Raw genomic sequence first — 23611 nt, 5'->3', positions numbered from 1 at the left:
ACCCGCGACCCTAACCTTGGCAAGGTTATGCTCTACCAACTGAGCTACTTTCGCGATAACGGATGCAAAGATATAGGTATTTTTTTATTTTCCAAAACCGGAAGATACTTTTTTTATACTAAATTTCATTTCCTCACCCGTTCAAAATCCTATCTTATTTTAATACAGCAACTTCCACTCTGAAAAAAAATCAGATGCAAGAAACCAATTCACTGAACAAAGTTGTCATAACAGCTGCAGCCTTGTTTGCTGCAACAATTACATCAGCTCCGTCATTCACAAAATCGTCTGCAAAATGATATCCTTCATTCGTGATAACCGACATACCGAATACTCTTAATCCGGCGTGACGCGCTACAATAACTTCAGGGACCGTACTCATACCGATGGCATCCCCTCCTACGCGACCATAAAAAGCATATTCGGAAGGAGTCTCAAAAGACGGACCGGTCAATCCGACATATACTCCTTTTTTCAAAGGTATGGCATGTGAAGCTGCGATTTCTTCTATCGCACAGATAAACTCGCGGTCATAAGCACGTGTCATATCCGGAAAACGAGTTCCAAACAGTTCATTATTCGAACCGATCAACGGGTTCGGCATCATATTAATATGGTCACGAATAATCATCAGGTCACCCACCTTGAAAGTATTGTTTATTCCACCGGCAGCATTCGACACCAACAGATTCTTAATACCCAGTAACTTCATTACACGAACCGGAAAAGTCACCTGCTGCATGGAATAGCCTTCATAATAATGGAAGCGTCCCTGCATGGCAAGTACCTGTTTTCCGCCTAACTTACCACAGATAAAGTTTCCTTTATGTCCTGCAGCAGTCGAGTGCATAAAATGAGGGATTTCGGCATAAGGAATAACAATAGCCTCCTCTATCCGGTCGGCTAAAGATCCTAATCCACTACCCAGAATAATGGCTGTTTCCGGACTCCCGGTAATACGTGCAGCTATAAACGCCACCGCTTCCTGATATTGTTCGTTCGTATAGTTCATAATCATTTCTATTATCGGCACATTGCCGTATCACATTATTTATCGTTTCATTAAATCATAGGCAGTTTGAGCTGCACGTTCCATGATCTCATCTTCACCCGGTACTTTCTTGTTTTGCATCAGGACTTTTCCATTACAAATAACCGTATCGATACAATTACCATTGGCTGCATACACCAGGTTGGAGATAAAGTTGAAGTTCGGAGTAAATGCCGGTATATTCAAATCGACCAAAGATAAATCGGCAAGATAACCTTCTATTATCCGACCAGCTTTAAGACCTGCAATAACAGCACCACTTTCCGTGGCTGAATGAAAGATATCACCAGCTGTAACAGCTTCCGGATCTTTCCGCCAGGCCTTTCCTAACAAAGAGGCTAACTTCATGGCTTCAACCATATCCAGATTGTTAGAGGAAGAACAACCGTCCGTCCCTAATCCGACTGTAATTCCGGCATTCTGCATTTCATTGTACTTGAAGTGCATACCTGACGCCAGCTTCATATTAGAAGCCGGATTATGAGCTACTTTAACTCCATGATCTGCCAGCATCCTGATTTCATCATTATCGATATAAATACCGTGCGAAATAAGTAGTTTGGGAGATAATACACCCAGTTTATACAGATAACGTACCGGCGTCAGTCCGAATTGTTTTACAGAGTTTTCCACTTCTCCTTCCGTTTCCGCCAGATGCAACTGAAGCAAGACATTATGTTCTGTTGCAAAAGCATGCACCCACTGCAACAATTCACCGGAAACAGTATAAATGGCATGCGGACCGACAGAAAACTGAACACGCTTGCTATATCTGTCCATCTCATCATAAAGTTTCCGGACGGTCTTTTTACTTTTCTCTGCCAGTTCCGGTTGAAAATGGTCAAAGCAGGCACTGGAAATAACACCTCTGATGCCCATTTCTTCCACAGCCTCTGCAGTTGCATGAAACTTGTGATACATATCAAAGAAAGTCGTCGTACCACTTTTTATCATTTCCAGACAAGCTAGTTTGGCTCCCCAATAAACGTCCTCTTTTGTCAGCTTGGCTTCGTTAGGCCATATCTTTTCTTCCAGCCAGGGCATCAGCGGCATATCGTCGCCAAAACCACGAAACAAGGTCATTGCAGCATGACCATGTGTATTCACAAAACCGGGAATAACGGCTTTACGACGACCGTCTATAACAGTATCGGCCGTTACAGGAAGGTTTGCGCCTATCTGTTTGATGTATTTGTTTTCTATATAAATATCGGTAACAACTCCATTCAGTTCTACCTCTTTAATCAATATGCTCATACAAATTTCGCTTTCATATTCTTTATCTTCTCTTCACGGATACGTGCCAGCAAGTCTGCTTTCTTATCACGTTTTACTGCCGCATAAGCACAACTTTCCTTTACTTCGACAACACCGAGATCGTCTTTCTCCAAACCGCCTTTCTGGAAAAGGAAACCGACCACATCCTTTTTACTCAGCTTGTCCCGTTTACCGCGGTTGATCGTCAGTGTCACCCATTCCGAACGAAGTGGCTTCTTCGCATGCTCCGGCAGGAAAAACTCATCCGGTTCACGGGTGATATATTCAGGGACAGCCTCCACTTCGTTCAGGATCATAAAGGCATTTCCTTCCGCATTCATACGAGCCGTTCGTCCGTTTCGGTGGATAAACGCCTCTTCATTGATCGGGAGATGATAATGGATGACATTCTTCACTTCCGGAATATCCAGTCCACGGGAGGCCAGATCGGTGGAAATAAAAACAGAAGCACTGCCATTACGGAAAAGCGACAAAGCCCGTTCACGTTCCGGCTGCTCCATCCCTCCGTGGAAATATTCATTATCCACACCCATCTCGGTCAGGTAATTGCTGACACGTTCCACCGACTCACGCTGGTTACAGAACACCAAAGCCGATTCGCCTTTCAGTTCGCCCAACAGTTTGTATAACGTCTCTAGTTTATCCTTGATCGGAGATTTCACGATACGCAAAGTCAACCCTTTCGCTTCCTTTACACCAGTCAGGAATGACAAACGGACCGGTGCCGTAATACCGGTAAAAGGAGGTATTTCGACAGCTTCCGTTGCCGAAGTCAACACCCTGCGACGCACGCCCGGAAGATGTGCCAGAATGTCTTTCATCTCATCCTGAAAGCCTAATTCCAGAGATTTGTCGAACTCATCCAGAATCAATGTTCGGACAGTATCCAAATCGATATTACCCCGTTCCAGATGGTCGAGGATTCGTCCCGGAGTTCCGATCAATACGGTCGGCGCATGTTCCAGGCTCTTCTTTTCCGTCCGGATCGGATGACCGCCGTAACAGCAATTCACCTTATATCCGGCACCCAAAGAACGGAAAACCGTCTCTATCTGTAAAGCCAGTTCACGCGACGGAGCGATGATAAGCGCTTGTATCTTTTTCTCTTCGTCAGTCAATGTAGTAAGCAAAGGCAGCAGGAACGCCAGGGTTTTACCTGATCCCGTGGGACTAAGCAAAACCATATCTTTGGTTGTACCGGCATCAAGCACGGCCTGCTGCATTTCATTCAACGCCTCGATACCTGTATTCGATAAGGCACGGGCTACGATTTCATTTTGTGTCATTTGTATTCTTTATAAAATTCGGCAACCGATTCAATCCCTTTATAGAAAAAGTCCAACATACAACTTTCGTTAGGAGAATGAATAGCGTTCTGTTCGAGTCCGAAGCCCATCAGGACGGTCTTTATACCCAATACCTGTTCAAAAGTGGAGATAATAGGAATACTTCCTCCCCGGCGTACAGCCAGCGGCTTCTTTCCGAAAGCAACCGTACAGGCTTTCTCCGCTGCCTGATAAGCAGGCAGGTCGATCGGACAAACATAACCCTGTCCACCGTGTTTCGGTGTGACTTTTACCTTAACACAAGCAGGAGCCACTTGGTTTATATAATCTTCGAACAGCTGAGATATTTTCGTATGATCCTGATGCGGAACCAACCGGCAGGAAACTTTTGCATACGCCTTCGACGGCAGCACAGTCTTGCTTCCTTCTTCCGTATAACCGCCCCAGATACCGCAGATGTCGAATGACGGACGGCAACTGTTCCTTTCCAGCGTCGAATATCCTTTCTCACCGAACAGGGCATCCACACCGATGGCTGCTTTATATTTTGCTTCATCGAACGGGATCTGTGCGATCATCTCCCGTTCTGCCGGAGAAACTTCTTCTACATCATCATAGAATCCGGGAATCGTGATACGCCCGTCGGCATCGATTATATCTGCCATCAGTTTACATAAGACATTGATCGGGTTAGCCACTGCCCCGCCGAAATGTCCGGAATGCAAATCGCGGTTAGGCCCCGTCACTTCGATTTCCCAATATGCCAGGCCCCGCAGACCGGTTGTCAATGAGGGTGTTTCGGCACTGACCATGCTGGTATCGGAAACCAGAATCACATCGGCCTTCAACAATTCTTTATGTTCGCGGCAGAAGGTTTCCAGACTGGGCGAACCGATCTCTTCTTCTCCTTCAAAGATAAACTTCACATTACATTTCAGCAGGTCGAGCTTCAACGCTGTTTCAAAACCTTTTACCTGCATCATCGACTGACCTTTATCATCGTCTGCACCACGTGCCCAGATACGTCCATCGCGTATTTCCGGTTCGAACGGCTGGCTTTTCCACAACTCCAACGGTTCGGCAGGCATCACATCGTAATGGGCATAGACAAGCACGGTCGGAGCATCCTGCGAAATGATCTTTTCACCATAAACCACCGGATTTCCTTCTGTCGGCATAACCACCGCTTTGTTCGCACCGGAAGACAACAATAACTCTGTCCACCGTTCGGCACAGGCTTTCATATCCGGTTTATGTTCGTGTTTTGCACTAATTGACGGAATACGGATCAAGCTGAACAGCTCTTCCAGGAAACGATCTTTATTGGATTCTATATACGATTTTACTGTCATAAAACTGGAGATTTAATTTTAAATTTAACGTTTTTATTTAGGGTTACAAGTTTACGAATAAATTACTTAAATCTACCTTTTATTGTCCTATAAAATATATCAGAATGTTAACTTTCCATTCCTGTATGACGACTATATGACTGTCTTTACATATATTTGTGACCACAGAATACTATTACTCACGAATATAATAAATAAGATGGGTGCTGAATTAATTTTCGCGACAAGAGAAGACTTTCAGGAATGGTTAAAGAATTACGGCCAGACAAGCGAGGGTGTCTGGTTACTATTCGGGAAAACAAAAACATTAAAAACATTATCCGCAGAAGAGGCGTTGGAAGAAGCATTGTGTTTCGGTTGGATCGACGGGCTGATTAATTCTATCGACGAGCACAGCTACAAAAAGTATTTTTCCAAAAGAAGGAAAGGAAGCAAATGGTCGGAAAAGAATAAAAAGATTGTAGAAAAGCTTATCAAAGAAGGAAGAATGACCGGGTTCGGAATGCAGGCCATAGAAGAAGCCAAAAGAAGCGGAGAATGGGAAAAGGTACGGGACAGAAATGTTACCGATGCTCAAAAGTCTGAGTTTGAATCCCTGATAAAAGACTACAATCTGGCTTATGCTAATTACCTAACGACAGTAAAGTCGACCCAAAATAATTTTGTCGGCTTCTACTTTGAAGCGAAAAGAGAAGACACCCGGCTGAAAAGATTAGAGAAAATAATCGGGTTACTCGAACAGAATAAAAAGTTAATGTAAAAAGAATATTCTTTTCAGGCATTGATATTTGGTATTTACCCAATATATATCGTACCTTTATCGAATTTAATAAACCTTGAATTTTACAATCATGAAAGAATCGTTCGATTACTCAAAAGTACCATATGATTTTGGTATGTGTGCAGCAGAGAACTGCCCGAAAGCAACAACCTGTCTACGCCAGATCGCTTTAAAACATGCTCCGGAAAATATAACTTTCCTGCGGATAATGAATCCAAACACGCTAAAGAAGATGAAAGGGACGTGTAAACTCTACCGTCCCAATACCAAAATACAGAATGCAATAGGATTCATGCGCACAGTGAACGCTTTGACCCTAAACGTAGCAGATACCTTCCGTCTACGGATGATAGCTTTTCTAGGCCGAAAAAACTATTATCTGAAACGTAAAGGTGGATCGCCTTTGTCACCCGCCGAACAACAGTATATTGTAATTCTTGCCAAAAAGCTGGGAGTTATTCTGGACGAATATTTCGATGGATATGTAGAGTCGTATGATTGGGGAAAGTAACCCCTTTTCTGTTTCTTCATAAAGATATTTCAGTTTCCATAGGAGGAAACGCTGATTTCCTATGCAGGAAACTACAGTTCCCCCCTATGGGAATTACAGTTCCCTGCGGAGGGAACTACAGTTTCCAAAGCAATAGACTACGAGGAAACTGTAATAAACTAACAATCAAGCAGTAGTCCCATTTCAAGCATTATTGCTTTTTCCTCTGATTACATTTATATATTTACGACTTGCATTAAGCATACGAAATTGATAAACATTCCGGAAAGCATTTCTTCTTTCTACAGGTAGAGAATAAATGTCCTTTTTTTACACCTCGAAAACGAAACAATATCGATAGATTTGCATCCGAGATGGATAAGTTTCAAGTTATATACCCCTCCTTATTGCTTACTCCCTATGTGAAGCAATATTGGTTCTTAACACTGGAAGATGTAATGCAGGGCACACAACGTTATATTCCTAACGGATGCATAATACTTACCTTTCAACGTGGAGGGCAAATCGATTCCTGTTTATCCGGACAACAAACAAATTTTTCCAACTTTGTTTATTCTGGAAACATAGATTTCATTTCGATCGTTTTCCAGCCAACAGGCGCTATGGCCATTTTCAAAATGCCAATAGTTGAATTGAACAATCAAATTATACCTCTCGATACGTTGAATGATCCTCAGGTCGAGGAACTGGAAAAAAGATTAAAAGAGACCTCGCATAATAAAAGAAGCGTTCAACTGATCGAAAATTTTCTACTAAGACGTATCTATCAAACAGAACAATACAATTATAAGCGTTTGCTAACGGTTATCGACTCTATCAATCTCGGACAATACAATGTATCCTTACTTGCACAAACAGCTTGTCTCGGATACAAACAGTTCAAGCGTGTTTTCACTGAACATATCGGCATAAATCCTAAAGATTTTATACGGATTAAACGTTATCAAAAAGCAGCGTACATTTTACAGACCGTTCCACAGATCTCATTAACACAATTAGTCGAGAATTGTGCTTATTACGATAAATCGCATCTGATCAGAGAGTTTAAAGAATTTTCCGGTTATACGCCTAAAGATTTTCTTTCGGTTTGTGACCCTTATTCCGAATATCATTCTTTATTCAGGTCGGCTATGATGGACATAAAATAATAATAATACAAAATAGAGTAATCATGAAAATTCTAATCTATGGACCTGGCGTAATAGGTTGTACTTACGGTTGGCAATTAGCTAAAGCAGGACATGACATGACCGTTTTGGTACGGCAGGGGAAAAAGTCGAGAATAGAAAAAGACGGTATCGATATCTTTTGTTCCGACTTCAGAGGAAAACAAAAACAAACAGAGCAAGTTAGATTCCACCCGAAAGTCATTGACAATCTCTCTCCCTATAATGATTTTGAATATATTATCGTAGCGACCAATTGTATTTATTTGAAAGATATCTTGCCGGTATTGGCCGAATCAGCAGGAAAGGCACATATTCTTTTTTTCCAAAACATATGGAATGACTTTGAGACAATAGCCAGGTTCCTTTCTCCCGAACAGTATTTCTTCGGCTTTCCTTTTAAAGTGGGTGGTGGTAGAGATGAACATTGCATTCATTGTGCAATTTCAGGAATGAAGAATTCTGCCACACTTCTTGGAGAAGTTAACGGAGAAATGACACCCCGTATAGTAAAAATGTCAAAAGCATTGGAGAATGCGAATCTAAAACCGCTTGTCTCCAAACATATTAAAACCTGGCTTATAACCCATTACGCTATTGCCGCTAGTTTATCTGCCGGGATTATAAAGGCCGGAGGAGGCAAAAACTTCGCCGGTAACTCACAGCTACTCAAGAATACCATCAAATCAATCCGCGAAGGCTTTGAAATCTGTTACAGAAAAGGATTCGATCCAAAGGTTGAAAAGGCAAACCGCCCCTATTATCTTCCTTTGTTCTTTCTCGTGCCCGTTTTAATGAAAATTTACAGTAACGAAACTTTATGCATCATGTTTGACGGACATACGCAGCATGCCCCCGATGAAATAAAAAGAATGCTTGAAGATGTCATCGTAGATGGCGAAAAGCATAATGTTCAAATGCCATATTTAAAAAGTTTACAAAAGCCTGAGTATTAAAGTTGATTTATCAGTAATGTGTACCAGAGATATCGACGACCTGTCCGATCACCGGAACGATCAGCTCCAAAGAGTTTTCTTTTGCCATCTCAATTTCGTTTTTCAACGGTTCATCCCAACGGTGTCTGGCTAATGCGTATTTGGAATAAATGTTCGCCCACACCCAAAGGGCAGATCACTTTACGGATACGATCTTTCAGCCGGATTACCGTCTGATAATCCAAATGATCCCAATGGTCATGGCTAATAACCAGATAATCGATATCCGGCATATCTTCCGGTTTATATATATCCGTTCCTTTAAAAGGCTTATTGACAAAGGAAACCGGAGAAGCCATACAAAACACCGGATCGACTAAAATTCGTTTACCGGATAATTGAAGCAGATAGGAAGAATGGCCGAACCAGACCATTACATTCGAATTGTCCGCCAAGTTTTTCAGATCAGATTTGATAGCCGGAACCGGAACATCCGGATTCAGCCCGTCAGGCCTGGAGGAGATCAGGAAATCCCACATGCTACGCAAACGTCCTTTACCGGAAGTCATTAACGTCGTCGGATATATATTCTGAAACTCTCCGTTTTTATAATGGGGAGAATGTTCTATTTTTTCCAGTCGTTCCCCTTGCGGCAGACGTCCGAAAGCCGGTTGATTGATAAAAGCGACCACTGCCACTCCTAAAACGATCACTATACCTATTATAAGTCCTGCTACCATATACCATCTATTTTTTATTTTCATATCTAATCCTTTTATATAAAACAAAAGTACATCCCTTTTATCAGAAGTCTGGTATATGGATTACTGATATTTTTACCTTTATCACTGTTCTTGTTTGTTGATTTTCGCTTATCTTTGTTAAATATTAAACCTTGAATCAAATTAAATAAGAAATCATGAACGAATTTGAAGCAGCACTAGTCAGCAAAGGAAAGAGTGAAAGAATACCGGAAGAGTACAATTTCTTTGGTAAAGTGATAGGTGAATGGGATCTTGACTGGAACGACCACCTCAACACACCTACTCCCAGACGCGTAAAAGGAGAATGGATCTTTTCATGGGTACTCGACGGAATGGCAGTACAAGATGTCTTTATTGTTCCGTCACGAACAGAAAGATTGATCGATATCCAACCGGACGCAGCTTACGGGACTACTCTCAGATTATTTAATCCGGAAAAATGTATTTGGGAAATCTTCTACGGATGCCCGGAAGAATGTGCCCGGCTGGAAGCCCGGAAAGAAGGAGATGAAATTGTCCTGACGGAGATAACTTCGCAAGGTATGAAATGGATATTTTCTGATATTACAGACAATTCTTTCACCTGGCGAAGTACCGCTATCAACGAAGACGGGGAATGGATAACTTTAGCTAAAGTTTTTGCTACCCGCAAAAAGAAATAAAGGTCAATTCTGTATCCTAAAGAACAGGGCATTGTCTCAAAACTGCTACTTTTGTCCAATAAAGATTATATATATGAAAGTATTACTTATTCATACACGGTCGCATGCCCGGCGAGGCTGCACAGGATGCCGAAGGTTTACAGACCATGCGGACACTCGGTAAGAATATGGCCTGGTTACTGAAAAACATAAAGGCCGGGGCACAGCCTTCGCCGGAAACTGAAGAGCGTCAAATAACGAACTTTATCAGATAATATAAAAAACATTGATAGCTATTGAGGATTTATCGCCGCCGACTGTTTTTTTCTATACTCCGTCGGAGTACAATTATATTTCTTTGAGAATGCCCGATAAAAGGTGGAGCGGTTGGTGAAGCCGGACTGAAAGACTATTTCATCGATGGTCAGTTTTGTTTTTATAAGCAAATCGGCAGCTTTCAGTAACCGACAGTTATTGATCAGTTCGGCAAGAGTGATCTCTTCAATCTCTTCCAGTTTACGGTAAAAGGAACGAAGGCCTATGTTCATTTTCTCAGCGATCAATTGGGCAGACAGGTCTTTGTTCCTTAGATTTTTATTAATGATCTTCAATATATCATTGATGAATTTCTTATGCTCTTTATGAGATAGCTTTCCGTTCTCTAACGTGTATGAACTCAATGGAGACGAGAAATATTCACGGAGACTTTCTTTTCTCTCCAACAGGCGTTGTACGGAAGATTTCAGAAAATCCACATTAAACGGCTTGGTTATATAAAGTTCTGCTCCGGCATTCAACCCTGCAGTCTGCCCTTCAACATCTTGTCGAGCCGATAACAGGATAAAAGGGATATGAGCAGTTGTTTCATCCTCTTTTACCTGCCGTGAGAAGGTCAGACCATCTGTTCCCGGCATAATCACGTCACAAATGATAAGGTCGGGGTGTATATCTTTCAATATTTCAGAGGCTTCAATGGGACCGGCAGCTGTCAATACATTATAATCGTCCCTGAATATATCGAAGATAAGCCAGCGAATTTCTATTTCATCATCCACGACAAGCAGTGTCGGTTTCGATGTGTCAATAGGAATTTCAGGGATTTGACAGACAGGTGTACGTTCCGGATTGTAATCGGGCAACGACACAGCCGTCTCTTCGTTCGATCCGGCAAGAGAAGCTTCGAGGTAAGGCAGTTTGATCCTGAAATGTGTCCATTCATCCGGGATACTCTCTACTTCAATCGTTCCGCCGAGCAGATGCACCATATTGTAAGAGATTGCCAGACCTAACCCGTTACGCGACCAGAATGAGGTATTATCGTTTTGTTCAATGTTCTGCAGAATGCAGTATCTGTCAAACAGAGTTGGAATATCTTTTGCAGCTATTCCCTTTCCGGTATTGGAAACAGTGATATACAAATTATCGGAGTCGGTTCCGATCCTGACAATTACTTTCTTCTCGTTTTCCGCGTATTTGAATGCATTGGATAAAAGATTAAAAAGGATAGTGACAATAAAATCCTTGTCGGAGTTCCATTGAATAAAAAGTGATATCTCTTTTTCAAATCTTACAGCATGCGACTCCGCCATATCGGTGAATGACTCTGCCAGTTTATTGGCTAAAGCGGTTATATCGACAGGTATTATTACAGGTTTCTTATAACCCGACTCGATCCGGTTGAATTCGATCAGATCCTGTATCAGCGAATTTAGCCTCTCGGCATTCTGCTTAATGATGGAAGTGTATTTCCGGGCAGGCTCACTCAAGCTCTTCTGCTCCATCAAACGGTTGCAAGGACCATAGATAAGCGTTAACGGCGTACAGAACTCATGGGATATATTCGTGAAGAACTGGAGCTTGGACTCGTATATTTCCTCTTTATGCTTCTGTTCCATCTTCTGCAGACGATCCGTTTTTTTCTTTCTATTGTAAACAATCCATATCCGGGTGACAAGCCCTGTCACAACCAATAATAGTAAAAAATAAATACATCGGGCCCAGGGTGAAGCATACCACGGAGGTAAAACTTCGATATTAAGTTTATAGATATAACTTTCTTTTCCCAGTACTTTATTATAGTACTTTATATACAATGTATAATTCCCCGGATGAAGGTCAGCGAAAGTGATTATATCGGAACTTCCGTTGGAAGTCCATTCCTTTTCACCGCTATCCAACTTATAATAATAGGAATAACCATTACCGTTCAGATAGTCGGTCGCAGAGAAAGAAAGCGTAAAAAAATTCTCGTCATGCGATAATTTCAGGATAGTCTTTTTTCCCTTCTGCGACAGGAATTCCTCAACAGGGTACTGCCTATCGCGTATAGTGATCGTCCTGAAATAGACTGGCGGCATATAGTGTTGTCCTTCATCATAATAATTACGACGGATAGTAACAAAGCCATTGGTTCCTCCGAAGAAAAGCGTCCCGTCATTTTCGTTTTTGAAAGAGGAACCTTCATTAAATTCAAGTATCGAAAGACCGTCGTGATGATCGTAAGTGCGGAACAAATCCTGGTCTGTATTATACAAGATCAGCCCCCGGTTGGTACTTAACCAATAACCGGCAATGGTGTCAGGAAGAATACTATAAATACTGTTGGTTGGGTATTTATTGATCTCATTCAATAATTTATAATCGTCCAGGCTATACTTTACCAACCCGAAATTAGTTCCGACCAGATAGTTTCCGTGATAATCTTTCTGTATAACATTGGTTTCATTGATCGTATTTCCTTCAAAACGGATATTGTCCCAGGTAGACGTAGCGATATTCAGCCGGAAGAAGCCTTCTCCCCTATTCATACACCATAAAATAGAATCGTTTTCCTGATAGATATATTGAAAACGATTGGTAAACTCGTCATCTTCACGGACAGTGAATTGTTTTACAACCGTTACTACAGGATAGCTGTTCCGCCATTCAAGTGTAGCCTGTATGATCCCCATGCCAAGCGTAGATATCCACAATAGGGAGTCCCGTTCATATATATCGGATATGAATTCTACATTTCTATTCCCACATAACACAGGGACAGGAATGATACGTTTTTCTATCCGGTTAAAATAGCCCAGTCCGTGTTCACTTCCGATCCAGAGGTTACCCTTATGACTGGCTGAAAAAGAAAGGATCGTATTATCCAGCAGTCCACTGTTTGAAGTAGTGATCAATTCCATACGGTGATCTTCTACCTTTTTGTCCGGTTGAAAATCAAAGACACGAAGAATACCGTCTCCCCGGCTACCCAGCCATAACGTATTTTCTTTGTCTACGAACAAAGCATTTACTGGTTGGCGCAATTTTAACGGAAGATCATTCAGGTGGACAGACCGGATGGAATACAGGTCTTCCGAACAAGTAAAAACACCGTGTCCTGAAGTTCCTACCCAAATCATATCCTGATAATTATCCTTACGCAGGCAGCTGATTCCGCCGGTAATCTCCAATGTATCGAAATGATAACCATATTCACCTTTCCTAAGTAAGGATAGTCCCTTCGTCTTAAAGCCGATGAAATAGTCGTCATGGAATTTCAGAAGGGATGTGATGTTGTCTTTTCCGGCAAGATAATCCTTTAAATGATATACGGGAAAAGCTTTACGACTGGATGTATCGAATTCATACAACGTATATGTGTTATCCACGAAATACGAGATGTTATCTTCGTTCGCACAATAGACGATACTGGCGGGATGCTTATAACCGGGCAAAGGAAAAAGGTTCGCATTACCTTGCTCGTCTATCTGAATAGAAAAACAAATGTTGTCGCCGTTTTTCCGGAAGATCCACAATCGATCGGAGTCATCGATAAAGAAATCGGCTATATCGTCTGCTGCCAGATCGGGAATGAACTTTTGCTCAAATTGTTCCTGATCCTTAAGCGTATAATAAATGCTATTGTTACCCTGTACCAGGAAGATATTTCCCCGGCTGTCTTTATCGAGGAAAGCTATCCGGTTAAACATATCGAACGATTGGGTGACAGATGTTTTCAAGTCTATCTTATATAGTCCGTGATAAGTCTGAAGCCAGACCTTCCCACCGGTCTGCTCTATCTTCTCAATCCGGCTACCGGCAAAGTATTTCTCGCCGTCCCCGGGGCTGTACTTTATAATACGCTTTCCATCATAGATATCCACCCCACGACTCGTACCGATCCACATAAATCCTTTTTCGTCCTGATAGAATGAAAAGATATTACTGCTGGAAAGGTTTTCCGCATTATTTATTTTCCGCAGGTTAAAACCCTGGACTGACGGAGCAATCAGCAAAAGGGCCAATAAGAAAAGAAAACAATAGAAAGTTCTCTTTCCAATAGCTATATCGAAGAATGAAATCATAGACAAATATAGTCTTATTTCCTGTCTCCGCTATGTCTGACAGTGACAAATGTATCTCTCTCCATGACACGCCGATCAGATCTTTTATTTCTCTTCTCCGTATAGAAAGTACTTGATTAGTTTTGCGACATCAATCATAAATATATCATCATGAAAGGTAATTTAATTCTTATTCTTTTAGTGTTTAGCCTCAATTCCGTTATGGCTGTTTCTCCCCGGATAAAAGGGATGATCCGGGATAAAAGCACAGGTTATCCGATCGAATTTGCGGATGTCATAGTATTAAAGAAAGGGGAAACGGCAGCTGTTTCCAGTACGTTATCCGGAACAGATGGGTCTTTCCGGCTAGCGGATATTAATGACGAGGAATATTCATTATTGGTCCGGTTGATCGGATATGACGTCTATACCCGTGAAACAATTGCGCTTCGCCCCTCTCAGCCCGTATTGGATCTCGGTATTATCGAATTGCAACCACTGGAAGTCGGATTATCCGAAGTCGTAGTGGAAGGTACGAAAAGGCAGATCATCTATAAACTGGATAAAAAGATCATCGATGCCTCCAATAACCTGATGGGAAGCGGCGGTACGGCTGTCGATATTCTTGAAAATACTCCTTCCATACGGGTCGATGTCAATGGTGACGTAACATTCAGAGGGAGTAGCGGCTTTAAAGTATATATCGATGGAAAGCCGAGCTTTTATTCTGGTACACAGGCATTGCAACAGATACCGGCCGGACAGATAGAAAATGTGGAAATCATCACTACTCCATCGGCACGTTATGATACGGATGGTGAAGTCGGCATGATCAACATCGTCACTAAAAAGCATAAACGCCAAGGTATTAACGGCATGGCAAATATGTATGGCAGTACAGCCCTTTCCAATGGAGTCGATTTCCTTATCTCCCAGCAATTGAATAAATTGCAATGGCATTTTGCCGGGCATTGGAACCAACCGATCCGGGAAAGCCACTTCGATCAGCAAAAAACAACTCTTGTCGATAATGTAACAACAACATCCATATCTCATGGTCCCAGAAAAGGAAAGAACTACCATTACGGATTGCGTGGAGGTATCGATTATTCTTTCTCTCCAAAAACATCCCTCAACGCAGAGTTGCAGGTCGTCTACGACAAATTCACCCGCTACGGAAACCTGGACTACACAGAAACCCGCAAGGATGCTACCGGCGAATCCACCCCGCACAACTTCAACAGCCGCGATGAATTCGACCTGCATTCGACTGTTAATATCGGAAAAGCCGGATTTTCCCATAAGTTCAATGACGATGGACATGCACTTTCCGGCAGTTTCATGTTAGGATATGAAGGAAATCCTATGGAGTATTTCCAGAGCGACCTGTTTGATAAAAGTAACCAACGACAACAGGGGCATCGTGCCTGGGAAGATGAAATACGTTGGACGGTACGCGGTAATGTCGACTATAAATATCCTTACAGCAAGACCGGTCATTTGGAGAGCGGCTATCAGTATCATTCTTACCTGGAAGACGGCGATTACAGTATGCAGTTCTGGAACCCGGAGAAAAAGGAGTTCTATTGGCGCGAAGATATTTACAACACATTCTATTTTCAACGTGGCATCCATTCGGTTTATCTGATAGGCAGCGATAGTTATAAGGCATTCGATGCACAGGTCGGTGTCCGGGGCGAACATACGCACCAGATATTACGCAGCTCCATCGAAGGTGCAAATCGGAAAGTGAACCGTTTCGAAGTTTTTCCTTCCGTACATATCGGATATACACTTCCCCATGAACAGAAACTGACATTTGCCTATTCGTACCGTACCAACCGTCCGGAACTCTTTTACATGGAGCCATATATCACTTATCGCGATTATTACACAGCCGAGATTGGAAATCCCGACATCCGTCCTGAATATATACATTCCTTTGAACTAAATTACAAAAAGAACTTTGGAGAACAGGTATTGCAATCCAGCCTGTTTTACAGGTCGCGAAAAGATAAGATCGAACGCTTACGTGTCCCGTATCAAGCAGGAGTAACCCTCGACTCTATGGCTAATGTCGGAAACGACCATGCTCTGGGTATCGAATTAAACGGACAACTAACAATTAACAAATGGTGGAACCTGAATGTAAACGGAAACGTTTATTACTATAAGGTAGTGAACGATATTCAATCGGGTGGAAAGAAAGAGACCAGTACGAATTATGATATTACATTAAATAATATGTTTCGTGTATTTAAGAACACTCGCATCCAGTTGGACGGTAACTTCGTAGGTCCGTCGGTTACGACGCAGGGACGGTCGGACGCTTTCTGGTTTGTCAATCTGGCAATCCGTCAGCAACTGTTCAGTCCAAATCTGCAATCGACACTTTCTTTCCGGGATATATTCAACTCTGCCCGTTACAGAAGCGATATTACAACAGCAGACCTGCAATCCATTACACGCATACGACCGGATTATCCGGTTATAACTTTGTCTATCAGTTATACATTCAATAATTTCAAGAAGGGTTCACAAAACTCACGGGATAACCGGGATCTGTTTGAAGGAACCAATCATTAAAAGAGATCTTAAGGGTGTGCCAAATGTCCGTATAAAACCGTAAAAAGGGTAATGTTTACCTTGATTTGGGTATGTAACAAGATGTATATTCCTTGTAATTTTGCTTCGTGAAAATATACATCTAAAAATTAAGCTTATGATACTCAACGACTTTTTACAGGTTATCCGGACACGGGAGCCCCTCAATACGCCAGAGATTCATCGTTTCATGGACGAGATGAGCAACGAGGCACGGCGTATAACCTTCGAACTGAACAGTTCCTATCATACCTCCGATGAGGTTCGGACATTGCTTTCGCGATTGTTCGGATGCGAAGTCGATCAGACACTACGTGTATTTCCTCCGTTCTATACTGATTTCGGGAAGAATATCCAGATTGGTAAAAATGTTTTTATCAACGCCTGCTGTCACTTTCAGGATCACGGCGGTGTTACGATCGGTGATGATTGTCAAATCGGACACAACGTCGTGTTCGCTACCCTCAACCACGGCCTTGTACCGGAAGACCGTAAAACGACCTATCCTGCTCCCATTATACTCGGCAAAAATGTCTGGATCGGTTCGAATGCCACTATTTTACAAGGCGTAACCATTGGTGACAATGCCATCGTTGCAGCAGGAGCAGTCGTAACAAAAGATGTACCTGCAAACACGGTAGTTGGCGGTGTTCCGGCAAAATTCATCCGAGATATAGAATAATGTACGGAATAAGAAATTCAGAATGAATTCATTTTGTTTATAAATAGCTATTTACATTAAGATTTCAAAAAGGTATTTCCTATCCGGTAGATAATTACTTCTTTTGCCCTCCATACAGAAATGTTGATTAATGGGCGGTAGTTGTATTGACATAAAAACGATTGAAGCCTTATGGAATAGCGACCATAAGGCCTTTGAGACTGTCTTTATAACCTATTACAATAAAACGAAGGCATTCATATACGGATATATTAAATCAGAATCCGATGCAGAAGAACTGACGGAAGATCTATTCGTAAATCTCTGGATCAACCGTCAGTCTATCGATACTTCCAAATCTTTCGAAGCCTACTTACATACGATCGCCCGTAATGCTGCGATCAATTACCTGAACCATAAATACGTACATTTAGCTTACACGAACAAATTTCAGTTTCAGGAATGTAGCTCTACTTCGGAAGAAGACCTTATAGCCAAGGAACTCGGCCTATTGATAGATGATCTTGTCGAAAAAATGCCGGAACAACGAAAACAAATTTATATCCTTAGCCGGAATGAAGGATTAAGCAACATCGAAATTGCAGAACGGTTAAACACGACAAAAAGGAATGTGGAAAGCCAGCTAAGTCTTGCTCTGAAAGAGATACGAAAGGCCATATACACTTTCATATTCTCCCTATTCTGATCTTTTTTCAATAAATATCCTTTTTCTTACTGAGTTTTTCTCTCTTTACCTGTATATATATAAAATGCAGAAAAATGGATAATAGCAACCTGTCAAAAATCATCAAACAATATTTATCCGGACGCTTTCCTGAGGAAACCGAAGAAAGGGTCCAAAGATGGATTATTGCAGACAAAGATACAAAAGAAAAAGAAGAAGCCTCATTCGAATATTGGAACGAATTGGACACCGAAATCAATGTAAATACCTATTCCGCCTTGAAACGGGTAAATCAAAAGATCGGATATTCAGGAAGGCAAACGATCCATACTCCATTCTACAAGAAAACTTTGCAGATTGCAGCAGTACTTATTCCCCTCTTGCTTATCGCCGGAGGATACTTGTATTATACCCAGAATAAACTTATCGAGATCACTGTCGCATACGGAGATACCAGACATATATTCTTACCTGACAGTTCTGAAATATGGATCAATTCAGGATCGAATATAAAATATCCAAAATCTTTTACGGCTAACCAGAGACTGATATACCTTGAAGGTGAAGCATATTTTTCCGTAAAAAAGGATCAGGCAAAACCATTCATCGTAAAAACCAAACAACTATCCGTGAAAGTTCTTGGAACGAAATTCAATGTCAAAGCCTACTCGGATGATGAAAACATAACAACAACACTTACAAACGGGAAAGTGGAAGTGAGTACCCAATCCCAGGAAAAACAAATCCTTAAGCCGAATGAACAACTGACATATAACATCAAGACCTCTGAAATGAATATTGAAAACATATCACCGGCAGAAACCGATGCCTGGCTTACAGGACAGATATTATTTATCAATTCATCATTTCAGGATATTAAGCAAACATTGGAGAGACATTTTAACATCACAATTGATGATAGGAGCAATATTCCGGCATCCCGGTTATATACAGTTAAATTCCTGAAAGGCGAAACACTGGATGAAATCCTTCATGTATTGAAAGATGTTATCGGCTTTACCTATCAACAACAAGGAACCCATATCGTATTAAACAAATAATACAAATGCAGCGTAATGGATCGAATCAAATCAATACAATTCTATAGGATTATCATTTTACTATTTTTCATTTTCTTCTCTTTTGGAGCTATCGCCCAAGAGAAAGAGAAAAAAATCTCCATACAAAACAAAAGCATATCGATCAAAGAGGCATTCTCCGAAATAGAACAGCAAACGGATTATAGCATTGCTTACGAACAATTAACTTTGGACCTGAATAAGAAAATTTCTCTTTCTTTGAAGAATGTCAATATCGATAAAGCACTGAAAGAGATATTGAACGACAGGCAACACACCTATAAGATAAATGGCTATCACATTATCATATCCCCTATCAACAAGGAATATGCTCCTGACAATTCAATAGAAAGGCCCACGCAGACAATACGAGGAATCGTTACCGACTCCAAAAGCAACACTCCGATCGAGTATGCAACAATAAGTATTTTAAGAAATCCATCTTTAGGAACTGTCACTGATAGTCTTGGAGAATTCTGTATAAAGGATGTACCTGTCGGACGCTATAATATACAGACATCCTATATGGGTTACCACACCAATATCGTCAATGAAATACTTGTCACTTCCTCCAAAGAAATATATCTGGATATCTCGTTGAACGAAAACATGCAGCAGCTGAACGAAATCGTTGTACATCCGGAAGTAAAAAAGGCAGAACCCGTAAACCCAATGGCCATTACCGGAGGACGGATGATCAGTATGGAAGAAGCGAGTCGGTTTGCCAACGGATTTGATGATCCTGCACGTCTGAGTTCCGCCTTTGCCGGTGTGGCTGGAGGTCTTGGAACGAATGCAATAGCCATCCGCGGAAACTCACCACAATATACACAATGGCGACTGGAAGGAATCGAGATCCCCAACCCTACCCACTTTGCGGATCTGGCCGGATTAGGCGGTGGTATCTTATCTGCATTAAGTACCCAGATGATAGGTAATTCTGATTTTTATAACGGAGCCTTTCCTGCCGAATACAGTAACGCATTATCGGGAGTTTTCGATTTTCATATACGTAACGGGAACAATCAGAAATACGAATACGCATTTCAACTAGGATTAATGGGGATCGATTTAGCATCGGAAGGACCGATCAGCAAAAAACGAGGAAGTTCCTATCTGTTTAACTACCGGTTCTCTACAACCAGTCTTGCCAGCGGAGGTGAAAGCAATCTGAAATATCAGGATCTTTCGTTTAAATTCCATCTTCCTACTAAAAAGGCCGGAACATTCTCTATTTGGGGATTAGGGCTAATCGATAAAAATAAAGCCGATGCAGAAGAACGTTCCAAATGGGAAACACAAGTGGACAGGCAATCGGCAAAAAACAATATGACCAAATTAGTCGGGGGAATAACTCATAAATATTTCATCGATGAAAATACTTACCTACGTTCCTCCCTGTCTGCCACTTACTCAGAAGATCATATATCGGCAGACCAACAAACGCTGGAAGACAAATCAGTACCTGTCGGAGATATCCGGAACAGAAAATGGGATATCGTATTCAATTCCTTTATAAACAAAAAAATCAGTCCGTCTCATACCAACAGATCCGGGATTACCATTACAGGACTAAACTACAACCTCGATTATAAAGTCAGTCCTAATTTCAGTTTGAATAAGCCGATGGAACAAATATCGAAAGGGGATGGAGAAAGCATAGTTCTGTCGGCTTTCAGCAGTTCGGTTCTTGCCATTAGCCGGAATGTGACAGCCAGTTTAGGTATTACCTCCCAATATTTTGCCCTTAATGACAACTGGTCTCTTGAACCCCGGGTTGCCCTGAAATGGAAGCCTGTAAACAGATACTCATTCTCTGTCGCTTATGGTCTGCATAGCCGCAGAGAAAAGTTGGATTACTATTTTATCGAACAGGATATCGACGGTAAGAAAACAAGTAATAAATATCTCGATTTCTCCAGAGCACATCATATAGGATTCAGTTATGATTGGAATATCAGTTCTAACCTTCATCTAAAAATAGAGTCTTATTACCAGTATTTATACGACATGCCGGTTGAAGAAAATTCCTCTTTCTCCCTGATCAACCATGAAGATTTTTATTTAAACAGAATATTAATCAACAAAGGTGCAGGTAAAAACTATGGTATCGATATAACCCTGGAACAATATATGACAAACGGGGTTTATTACATGCTGACAGGTTCCGTCTTCAAATCTAAATATAAAGGTGGAGACAACATCTGGCGAAACACAAGAATGGACAGAGGCTTTTTACTAAATGCCCTTGCCGGAAAAGAATGGATGGTCGGAAAGAGGAAACAAAATATGTTTAGTGTCAACACCCGTCTGTTTTTTCATGGTGGCGACCGTTATACCCCTATCGATGAAGATAAAACAAATGAAGAACATGATATTATTCTGAATGAATCCAACGCTTTCAGTAAAAAGTTCAGCCCGATCCTGAACGGTGATATCTCTGTAAATTATCGAATAAACAAACGAAAACTATCCCACGAATTCTCTTTGAAAATGCTCAATGTCGGAATACGTACCGGAATGCATTTCTATGAATATAACGAGAAAACAAACAAGATAAAGAAAGAAAATAGCACAGGAATAATTCCGAATCTGAGTTACAAATTGTATTTTTAAAACCACCATCTATACGACATCCTAAAGCCCAACCAGCATTGGGATCCGTACAGTTGTTGAGATAGCATCACGCGAATCTTTTATTTCCGGTTCCGGCTTCTCGCGCAGTTCGAATTTACCATGTTCAATATATGTAATAGTGCGACTAATGCCGTAATCATCGGCCTGTCGAACCGTATTCACGGCAGTTGAAAGAGATTTCATCTTTAACGCGGGAATCAACGGAGTAGTGTCGATCAGTTCCAGATGTTTTACCATATCGAGCGTTCCTTGTTTGTATTTCTGGAAATGAAGAGTTTCGATGTGGCTTTTATAAGCAGTTTCATCCGCATAGATTTCAAGTATAGTCACCTTATTCGGATGATTCTTTTCAGCCATTGCATAAAGTAGCAGTACACCCGGTTCCAACCGCATGGAGGCTTCTATCTCTTCCTTCAGATAGGCATTATATTCAGCCAACCGTTCCGGATCGACTGTAATTTTCGACAAACGTACCATATTTTCAGCTTCTTGTGCGATCACCGGGATAATCACAGCGGTCAGCAACAAAACGATTAGTAACTTCTTCATTTGCTTTATTTTTTATTTCTTATCCTAAGTCAAACTTCGCTAGTTTTATTGTCTTTCAAATTTCACCACTATATCACCCGCCACATTCAAAACCCCGATACCATCACCGTCGATACGACCGATCTTAATCAGATCGTTGCTTTGTGACCAGTTTTTACAAAAATAGAGTATCTGAAACACCGGGATTGTATACATTTTACAGATAATTATACCTTAATCACGGATTCTGAAACAACGGTAGAAATCGTATGAAGAAAAGAACTACATTTGTAATGTATTAAAACATAAAGTGATATGGAAGAGATCAATAAAGATGAAATTATCGAACTAGACAGCGTAGATCGTTACAACAAGATATTCGGACTTGAAACCCAGCATCCTTTGGTGAGTGTCATCGATCTGACCCAGTCCACACAATGGCCTGAAAGAGCCTGGTTCCGATATGGGGTGTATGCACTATACCTGAAAGATGTCAAATGCGGTAATATCAAATATGGGCGTCAGTACTATGACTACCAGGATGGGACTATCGTCTGCTTTGCTCCGGGACAGGTCACTGACATGGAAATGCTACCGAACATACAGCCTCATGCACATGGTATTCTCTTTCATCCTGACCTGATACATGGTACCGCCCTCGGTCAGGAAATCAGAAACTACTCTTTCTTCTCTTACGAGACCAACGAGGCACTCCATCTTTCCGAAGAAGAGCGGCAAACTGTCATGGACTGCTTACAAAAGATTTCAAACGAACTGAAACATGCCATCGATAAACACAGTCGCCGGCTGATCTGTGCCAATATAGGATTGTTGCTTGACTACTGCATGCGCTACTATGAACGTCAGTTTCAAACACGGGGTGAAGTGAATAGCGACATCATCGTCCGCTTCGAACAGTTACTGAATGATTATTTTGAAGGAGACGCACCGCAAAAAGAGGGATTGCCATCCGTGAAATATTTCGCCGACAAGGTATTCCTTTCCCCCAACTATTTTGGCGATATGATACGTAAACAAACAGGACGCACTGCCTCTGAGTATATACAGGACCGAGTAATAGGAGTGGCAAAGGAAAAACTACTCTCATCCGACAAAACGATGAGCGAAATAGCTTACGACCTCGGCTTTCAGTATCCACAACATCTCAGCCGTATGTTCAAACGGGTAGTTGGAATAACTCCCAATGAATATCGGATGCAGAACTGAAAAGACATCAAACACTGTTATATAGCTTCAAAAAGACAATACTCAACTCTACCTGAAGACAATAAAGCAAAATATATATGGATCAGTCTACATATAGAATTTA

18 protein-coding genes and 3 pseudogenes are annotated in these 23611 nt (G+C 41.4%); 13 read left to right on the top strand and 8 right to left on the bottom strand.

The annotated features are described in order from the left end of the window. Window positions 1-183: hypothetical protein (locus tag QZ076_RS12825; RefSeq protein WP_293713703.1), on the top strand; the 183-nt coding region annotated here is incomplete at its 5' end. A gap of 7 nt (window positions 184-190) precedes the next feature. Here the strand turns inward: QZ076_RS12825 and QZ076_RS12820 are convergent. From QZ076_RS12820 to QZ076_RS12805, 4 genes are read right to left on the bottom strand one after another with little or no spacing between them, the layout of a single operon-like run. Continuing rightward, entirely contained in the window at window positions 191-1012 is an 822-nt protein-coding gene (locus QZ076_RS12820; protein WP_293713702.1) for a purine nucleoside phosphorylase I, inosine and guanosine-specific, read from the bottom strand. A gap of 39 nt (window positions 1013-1051) precedes the next feature. Next, window positions 1052-2308, bottom strand: a complete 1257-nt coding sequence (locus QZ076_RS12815) for an amidohydrolase (protein ID WP_293713701.1) — start codon at window positions 2306-2308, stop codon at window positions 1052-1054. Then, window positions 2305-3615: a DEAD/DEAH box helicase gene (locus QZ076_RS12810; protein ID WP_293713700.1), complete on the bottom strand. Its 1311-nt coding sequence runs from the start codon at window positions 3613-3615 to the stop codon at window positions 2305-2307. The genes QZ076_RS12815 and QZ076_RS12810 overlap by 4 nt, the downstream gene beginning before the upstream one ends. Then, window positions 3612-4967, bottom strand: a complete 1356-nt coding sequence (locus QZ076_RS12805) for a dipeptidase (RefSeq protein WP_293713699.1) — start codon at window positions 4965-4967, stop codon at window positions 3612-3614. Before QZ076_RS12805 ends, QZ076_RS12810 begins: the two co-directional genes overlap by 4 nt. Before the next feature lie 199 nt (window positions 4968-5166). On the opposite strand from QZ076_RS12805, the gene QZ076_RS12800 reads away from it, so the two are divergent. From QZ076_RS12800 to QZ076_RS12785, 4 genes are all read left to right on the top strand, one after another. After that, on the top strand, window positions 5167-5727 hold the full coding sequence (locus tag QZ076_RS12800) for a YdeI/OmpD-associated family protein (RefSeq protein ID WP_293713698.1): 561 nt from the start codon (window positions 5167-5169) through the stop codon (window positions 5725-5727). Between the two features lie 91 nt (window positions 5728-5818). After that, window positions 5819-6259 carry a DUF6078 family protein gene (locus tag QZ076_RS12795; protein WP_293713697.1) on the top strand — a complete coding sequence of 147 codons (441 nt, stop codon included), beginning with the start codon at window positions 5819-5821 and terminating at the stop codon, window positions 6257-6259. A 353-nt stretch (window positions 6260-6612) separates the two neighbouring features. Then, the gene (locus tag QZ076_RS12790; RefSeq protein WP_293713696.1) at window positions 6613-7407 is read left to right on the top strand and encodes a helix-turn-helix domain-containing protein; all 795 of its coding nucleotides are present in this window, start codon (window positions 6613-6615) and stop codon (window positions 7405-7407) included. 23 nt (window positions 7408-7430) lie between these two features. Further along, window positions 7431-8381: a 2-dehydropantoate 2-reductase N-terminal domain-containing protein gene (locus tag QZ076_RS12785; protein ID WP_293713695.1), complete on the top strand. Its 951-nt coding sequence runs from the start codon at window positions 7431-7433 to the stop codon at window positions 8379-8381. Between the two features lie 10 nt (window positions 8382-8391). On the opposite strand, the pseudogene QZ076_RS12780 reads toward QZ076_RS12785, so the two are convergent. Beyond that, window positions 8392-9124: pseudogene (locus tag QZ076_RS12780) on the bottom strand (MBL fold metallo-hydrolase). A 155-nt stretch (window positions 9125-9279) separates the two neighbouring features. On the opposite strand from QZ076_RS12780, the gene QZ076_RS12775 reads away from it, so the two are divergent. Together QZ076_RS12775 and QZ076_RS12770 are read left to right on the top strand one after the other, a co-directional pair. Next, on the top strand, window positions 9280-9786 hold the full coding sequence (locus QZ076_RS12775) for a hypothetical protein (RefSeq protein ID WP_293713694.1): 507 nt from the start codon (window positions 9280-9282) through the stop codon (window positions 9784-9786). A 77-nt stretch (window positions 9787-9863) separates the two neighbouring features. After that, window positions 9864-10040, top strand: a pseudogene (locus QZ076_RS12770) (flavodoxin family protein); the annotation flags it as partial. A gap of 18 nt (window positions 10041-10058) precedes the next feature. On the opposite strand, the gene QZ076_RS12765 reads toward QZ076_RS12770, so the two are convergent. Further along, window positions 10059-14108 (bottom strand): hybrid sensor histidine kinase/response regulator transcription factor, encoded by a 4050-nt coding sequence (locus tag QZ076_RS12765; RefSeq protein ID WP_293713693.1) that lies wholly within the window; start codon window positions 14106-14108, stop codon window positions 10059-10061. A 150-nt stretch (window positions 14109-14258) separates the two neighbouring features. Here QZ076_RS12765 and QZ076_RS12760 point away from each other — a divergent pair, with 150 nt between their 5' ends. From QZ076_RS12760 to QZ076_RS12740, 5 genes are all read left to right on the top strand, one after another. Next, on the top strand, window positions 14259-16673 hold the full coding sequence (locus QZ076_RS12760; protein WP_293713692.1) for a TonB-dependent receptor: 2415 nt from the start codon (window positions 14259-14261) through the stop codon (window positions 16671-16673). A 136-nt stretch (window positions 16674-16809) separates the two neighbouring features. Further along, window positions 16810-17373, top strand: a complete 564-nt coding sequence (locus QZ076_RS12755; protein ID WP_293713691.1) for a sugar O-acetyltransferase — start codon at window positions 16810-16812, stop codon at window positions 17371-17373. 130 nt (window positions 17374-17503) lie between these two features. Next, entirely contained in the window at window positions 17504-18058 is a 555-nt protein-coding gene (locus QZ076_RS12750) for an RNA polymerase sigma-70 factor (RefSeq protein ID WP_293713690.1), read from the top strand. A 74-nt stretch (window positions 18059-18132) separates the two neighbouring features. Continuing rightward, window positions 18133-19098, top strand: a complete 966-nt coding sequence (locus QZ076_RS12745; RefSeq protein ID WP_293713689.1) for a FecR domain-containing protein — start codon at window positions 18133-18135, stop codon at window positions 19096-19098. Between the two features lie 15 nt (window positions 19099-19113). Then, a complete protein-coding gene (locus tag QZ076_RS12740) occupies window positions 19114-21732 on the top strand; it encodes a carboxypeptidase-like regulatory domain-containing protein (protein ID WP_293713688.1) in 2619 nt (872 codons plus the stop codon). Window positions 21733-22017: 285 nt separating this feature from the next. Here the strand turns inward: QZ076_RS12740 and QZ076_RS12730 are convergent. Continuing rightward, window positions 22018-22230: pseudogene (locus QZ076_RS12730) on the bottom strand (antibiotic biosynthesis monooxygenase); the annotation flags it as partial. Window positions 22231-22347: 117 nt separating this feature from the next. Then, the gene (locus tag QZ076_RS12725) at window positions 22348-22497 is read right to left on the bottom strand and encodes a hypothetical protein (protein WP_293713687.1); all 150 of its coding nucleotides are present in this window, start codon (window positions 22495-22497) and stop codon (window positions 22348-22350) included. Window positions 22498-22596: 99 nt separating this feature from the next. On the opposite strand from QZ076_RS12725, the gene QZ076_RS12720 reads away from it, so the two are divergent. Then, window positions 22597-23508 carry a helix-turn-helix domain-containing protein gene (locus QZ076_RS12720; RefSeq protein ID WP_293713686.1) on the top strand — a complete coding sequence of 304 codons (912 nt, stop codon included), beginning with the start codon at window positions 22597-22599 and terminating at the stop codon, window positions 23506-23508. Window positions 23509-23611: the final 103 nt, after the last annotated feature.

Source organism: uncultured Parabacteroides sp., from assembly GCF_905196875.1.
Classification (GTDB): Bacteria; Bacteroidota; Bacteroidia; order Bacteroidales; family Tannerellaceae; genus Parabacteroides.
This window is presented reverse-complemented; position numbering and strand designations above follow the sequence as displayed.

Excerpts from the sequence above, each read along its gene's own strand:
- QZ076_RS12820 (WP_293713702.1), bottom strand. The coding sequence starts at position 1,012 with ATGAACTATACGAACGAACAATATCAGGAAGCGGTGGCGTTTATAGCT.
- QZ076_RS12815 (WP_293713701.1), bottom strand. The coding sequence starts at position 2,308 with ATGAGCATATTGATTAAAGAGGTAGAACTGAATGGAGTTGTTACCGAT.
- QZ076_RS12810 (WP_293713700.1), bottom strand. The coding sequence starts at position 3,615 with ATGACACAAAATGAAATCGTAGCCCGTGCCTTATCGAATACAGGTATC.
- QZ076_RS12805 (WP_293713699.1), bottom strand. The coding sequence starts at position 4,967 with ATGACAGTAAAATCGTATATAGAATCCAATAAAGATCGTTTCCTGGAA.
- QZ076_RS12800 (WP_293713698.1), top strand. The coding sequence starts at position 5,167 with ATGGGTGCTGAATTAATTTTCGCGACAAGAGAAGACTTTCAGGAATGG.
- QZ076_RS12795 (WP_293713697.1), top strand. The coding sequence starts at position 5,819 with ATGAAAGAATCGTTCGATTACTCAAAAGTACCATATGATTTTGGTATG.
- QZ076_RS12790 (WP_293713696.1), top strand. The coding sequence starts at position 6,613 with ATGGATAAGTTTCAAGTTATATACCCCTCCTTATTGCTTACTCCCTAT.
- QZ076_RS12785 (WP_293713695.1), top strand. The coding sequence starts at position 7,431 with ATGAAAATTCTAATCTATGGACCTGGCGTAATAGGTTGTACTTACGGT.
- QZ076_RS12775 (WP_293713694.1), top strand. The coding sequence starts at position 9,280 with ATGAACGAATTTGAAGCAGCACTAGTCAGCAAAGGAAAGAGTGAAAGA.
- QZ076_RS12765 (WP_293713693.1), bottom strand. The coding sequence starts at position 14,108 with ATGATTTCATTCTTCGATATAGCTATTGGAAAGAGAACTTTCTATTGT.
- QZ076_RS12760 (WP_293713692.1), top strand. The coding sequence starts at position 14,259 with ATGAAAGGTAATTTAATTCTTATTCTTTTAGTGTTTAGCCTCAATTCC.
- QZ076_RS12755 (WP_293713691.1), top strand. The coding sequence starts at position 16,810 with ATGATACTCAACGACTTTTTACAGGTTATCCGGACACGGGAGCCCCTC.
- QZ076_RS12750 (WP_293713690.1), top strand. The coding sequence starts at position 17,504 with ATGGGCGGTAGTTGTATTGACATAAAAACGATTGAAGCCTTATGGAAT.
- QZ076_RS12745 (WP_293713689.1), top strand. The coding sequence starts at position 18,133 with ATGGATAATAGCAACCTGTCAAAAATCATCAAACAATATTTATCCGGA.
- QZ076_RS12740 (WP_293713688.1), top strand. The coding sequence starts at position 19,114 with ATGGATCGAATCAAATCAATACAATTCTATAGGATTATCATTTTACTA.
- QZ076_RS12725 (WP_293713687.1), bottom strand. The coding sequence starts at position 22,497 with ATGTATACAATCCCGGTGTTTCAGATACTCTATTTTTGTAAAAACTGG.
- QZ076_RS12720 (WP_293713686.1), top strand. The coding sequence starts at position 22,597 with ATGGAAGAGATCAATAAAGATGAAATTATCGAACTAGACAGCGTAGAT.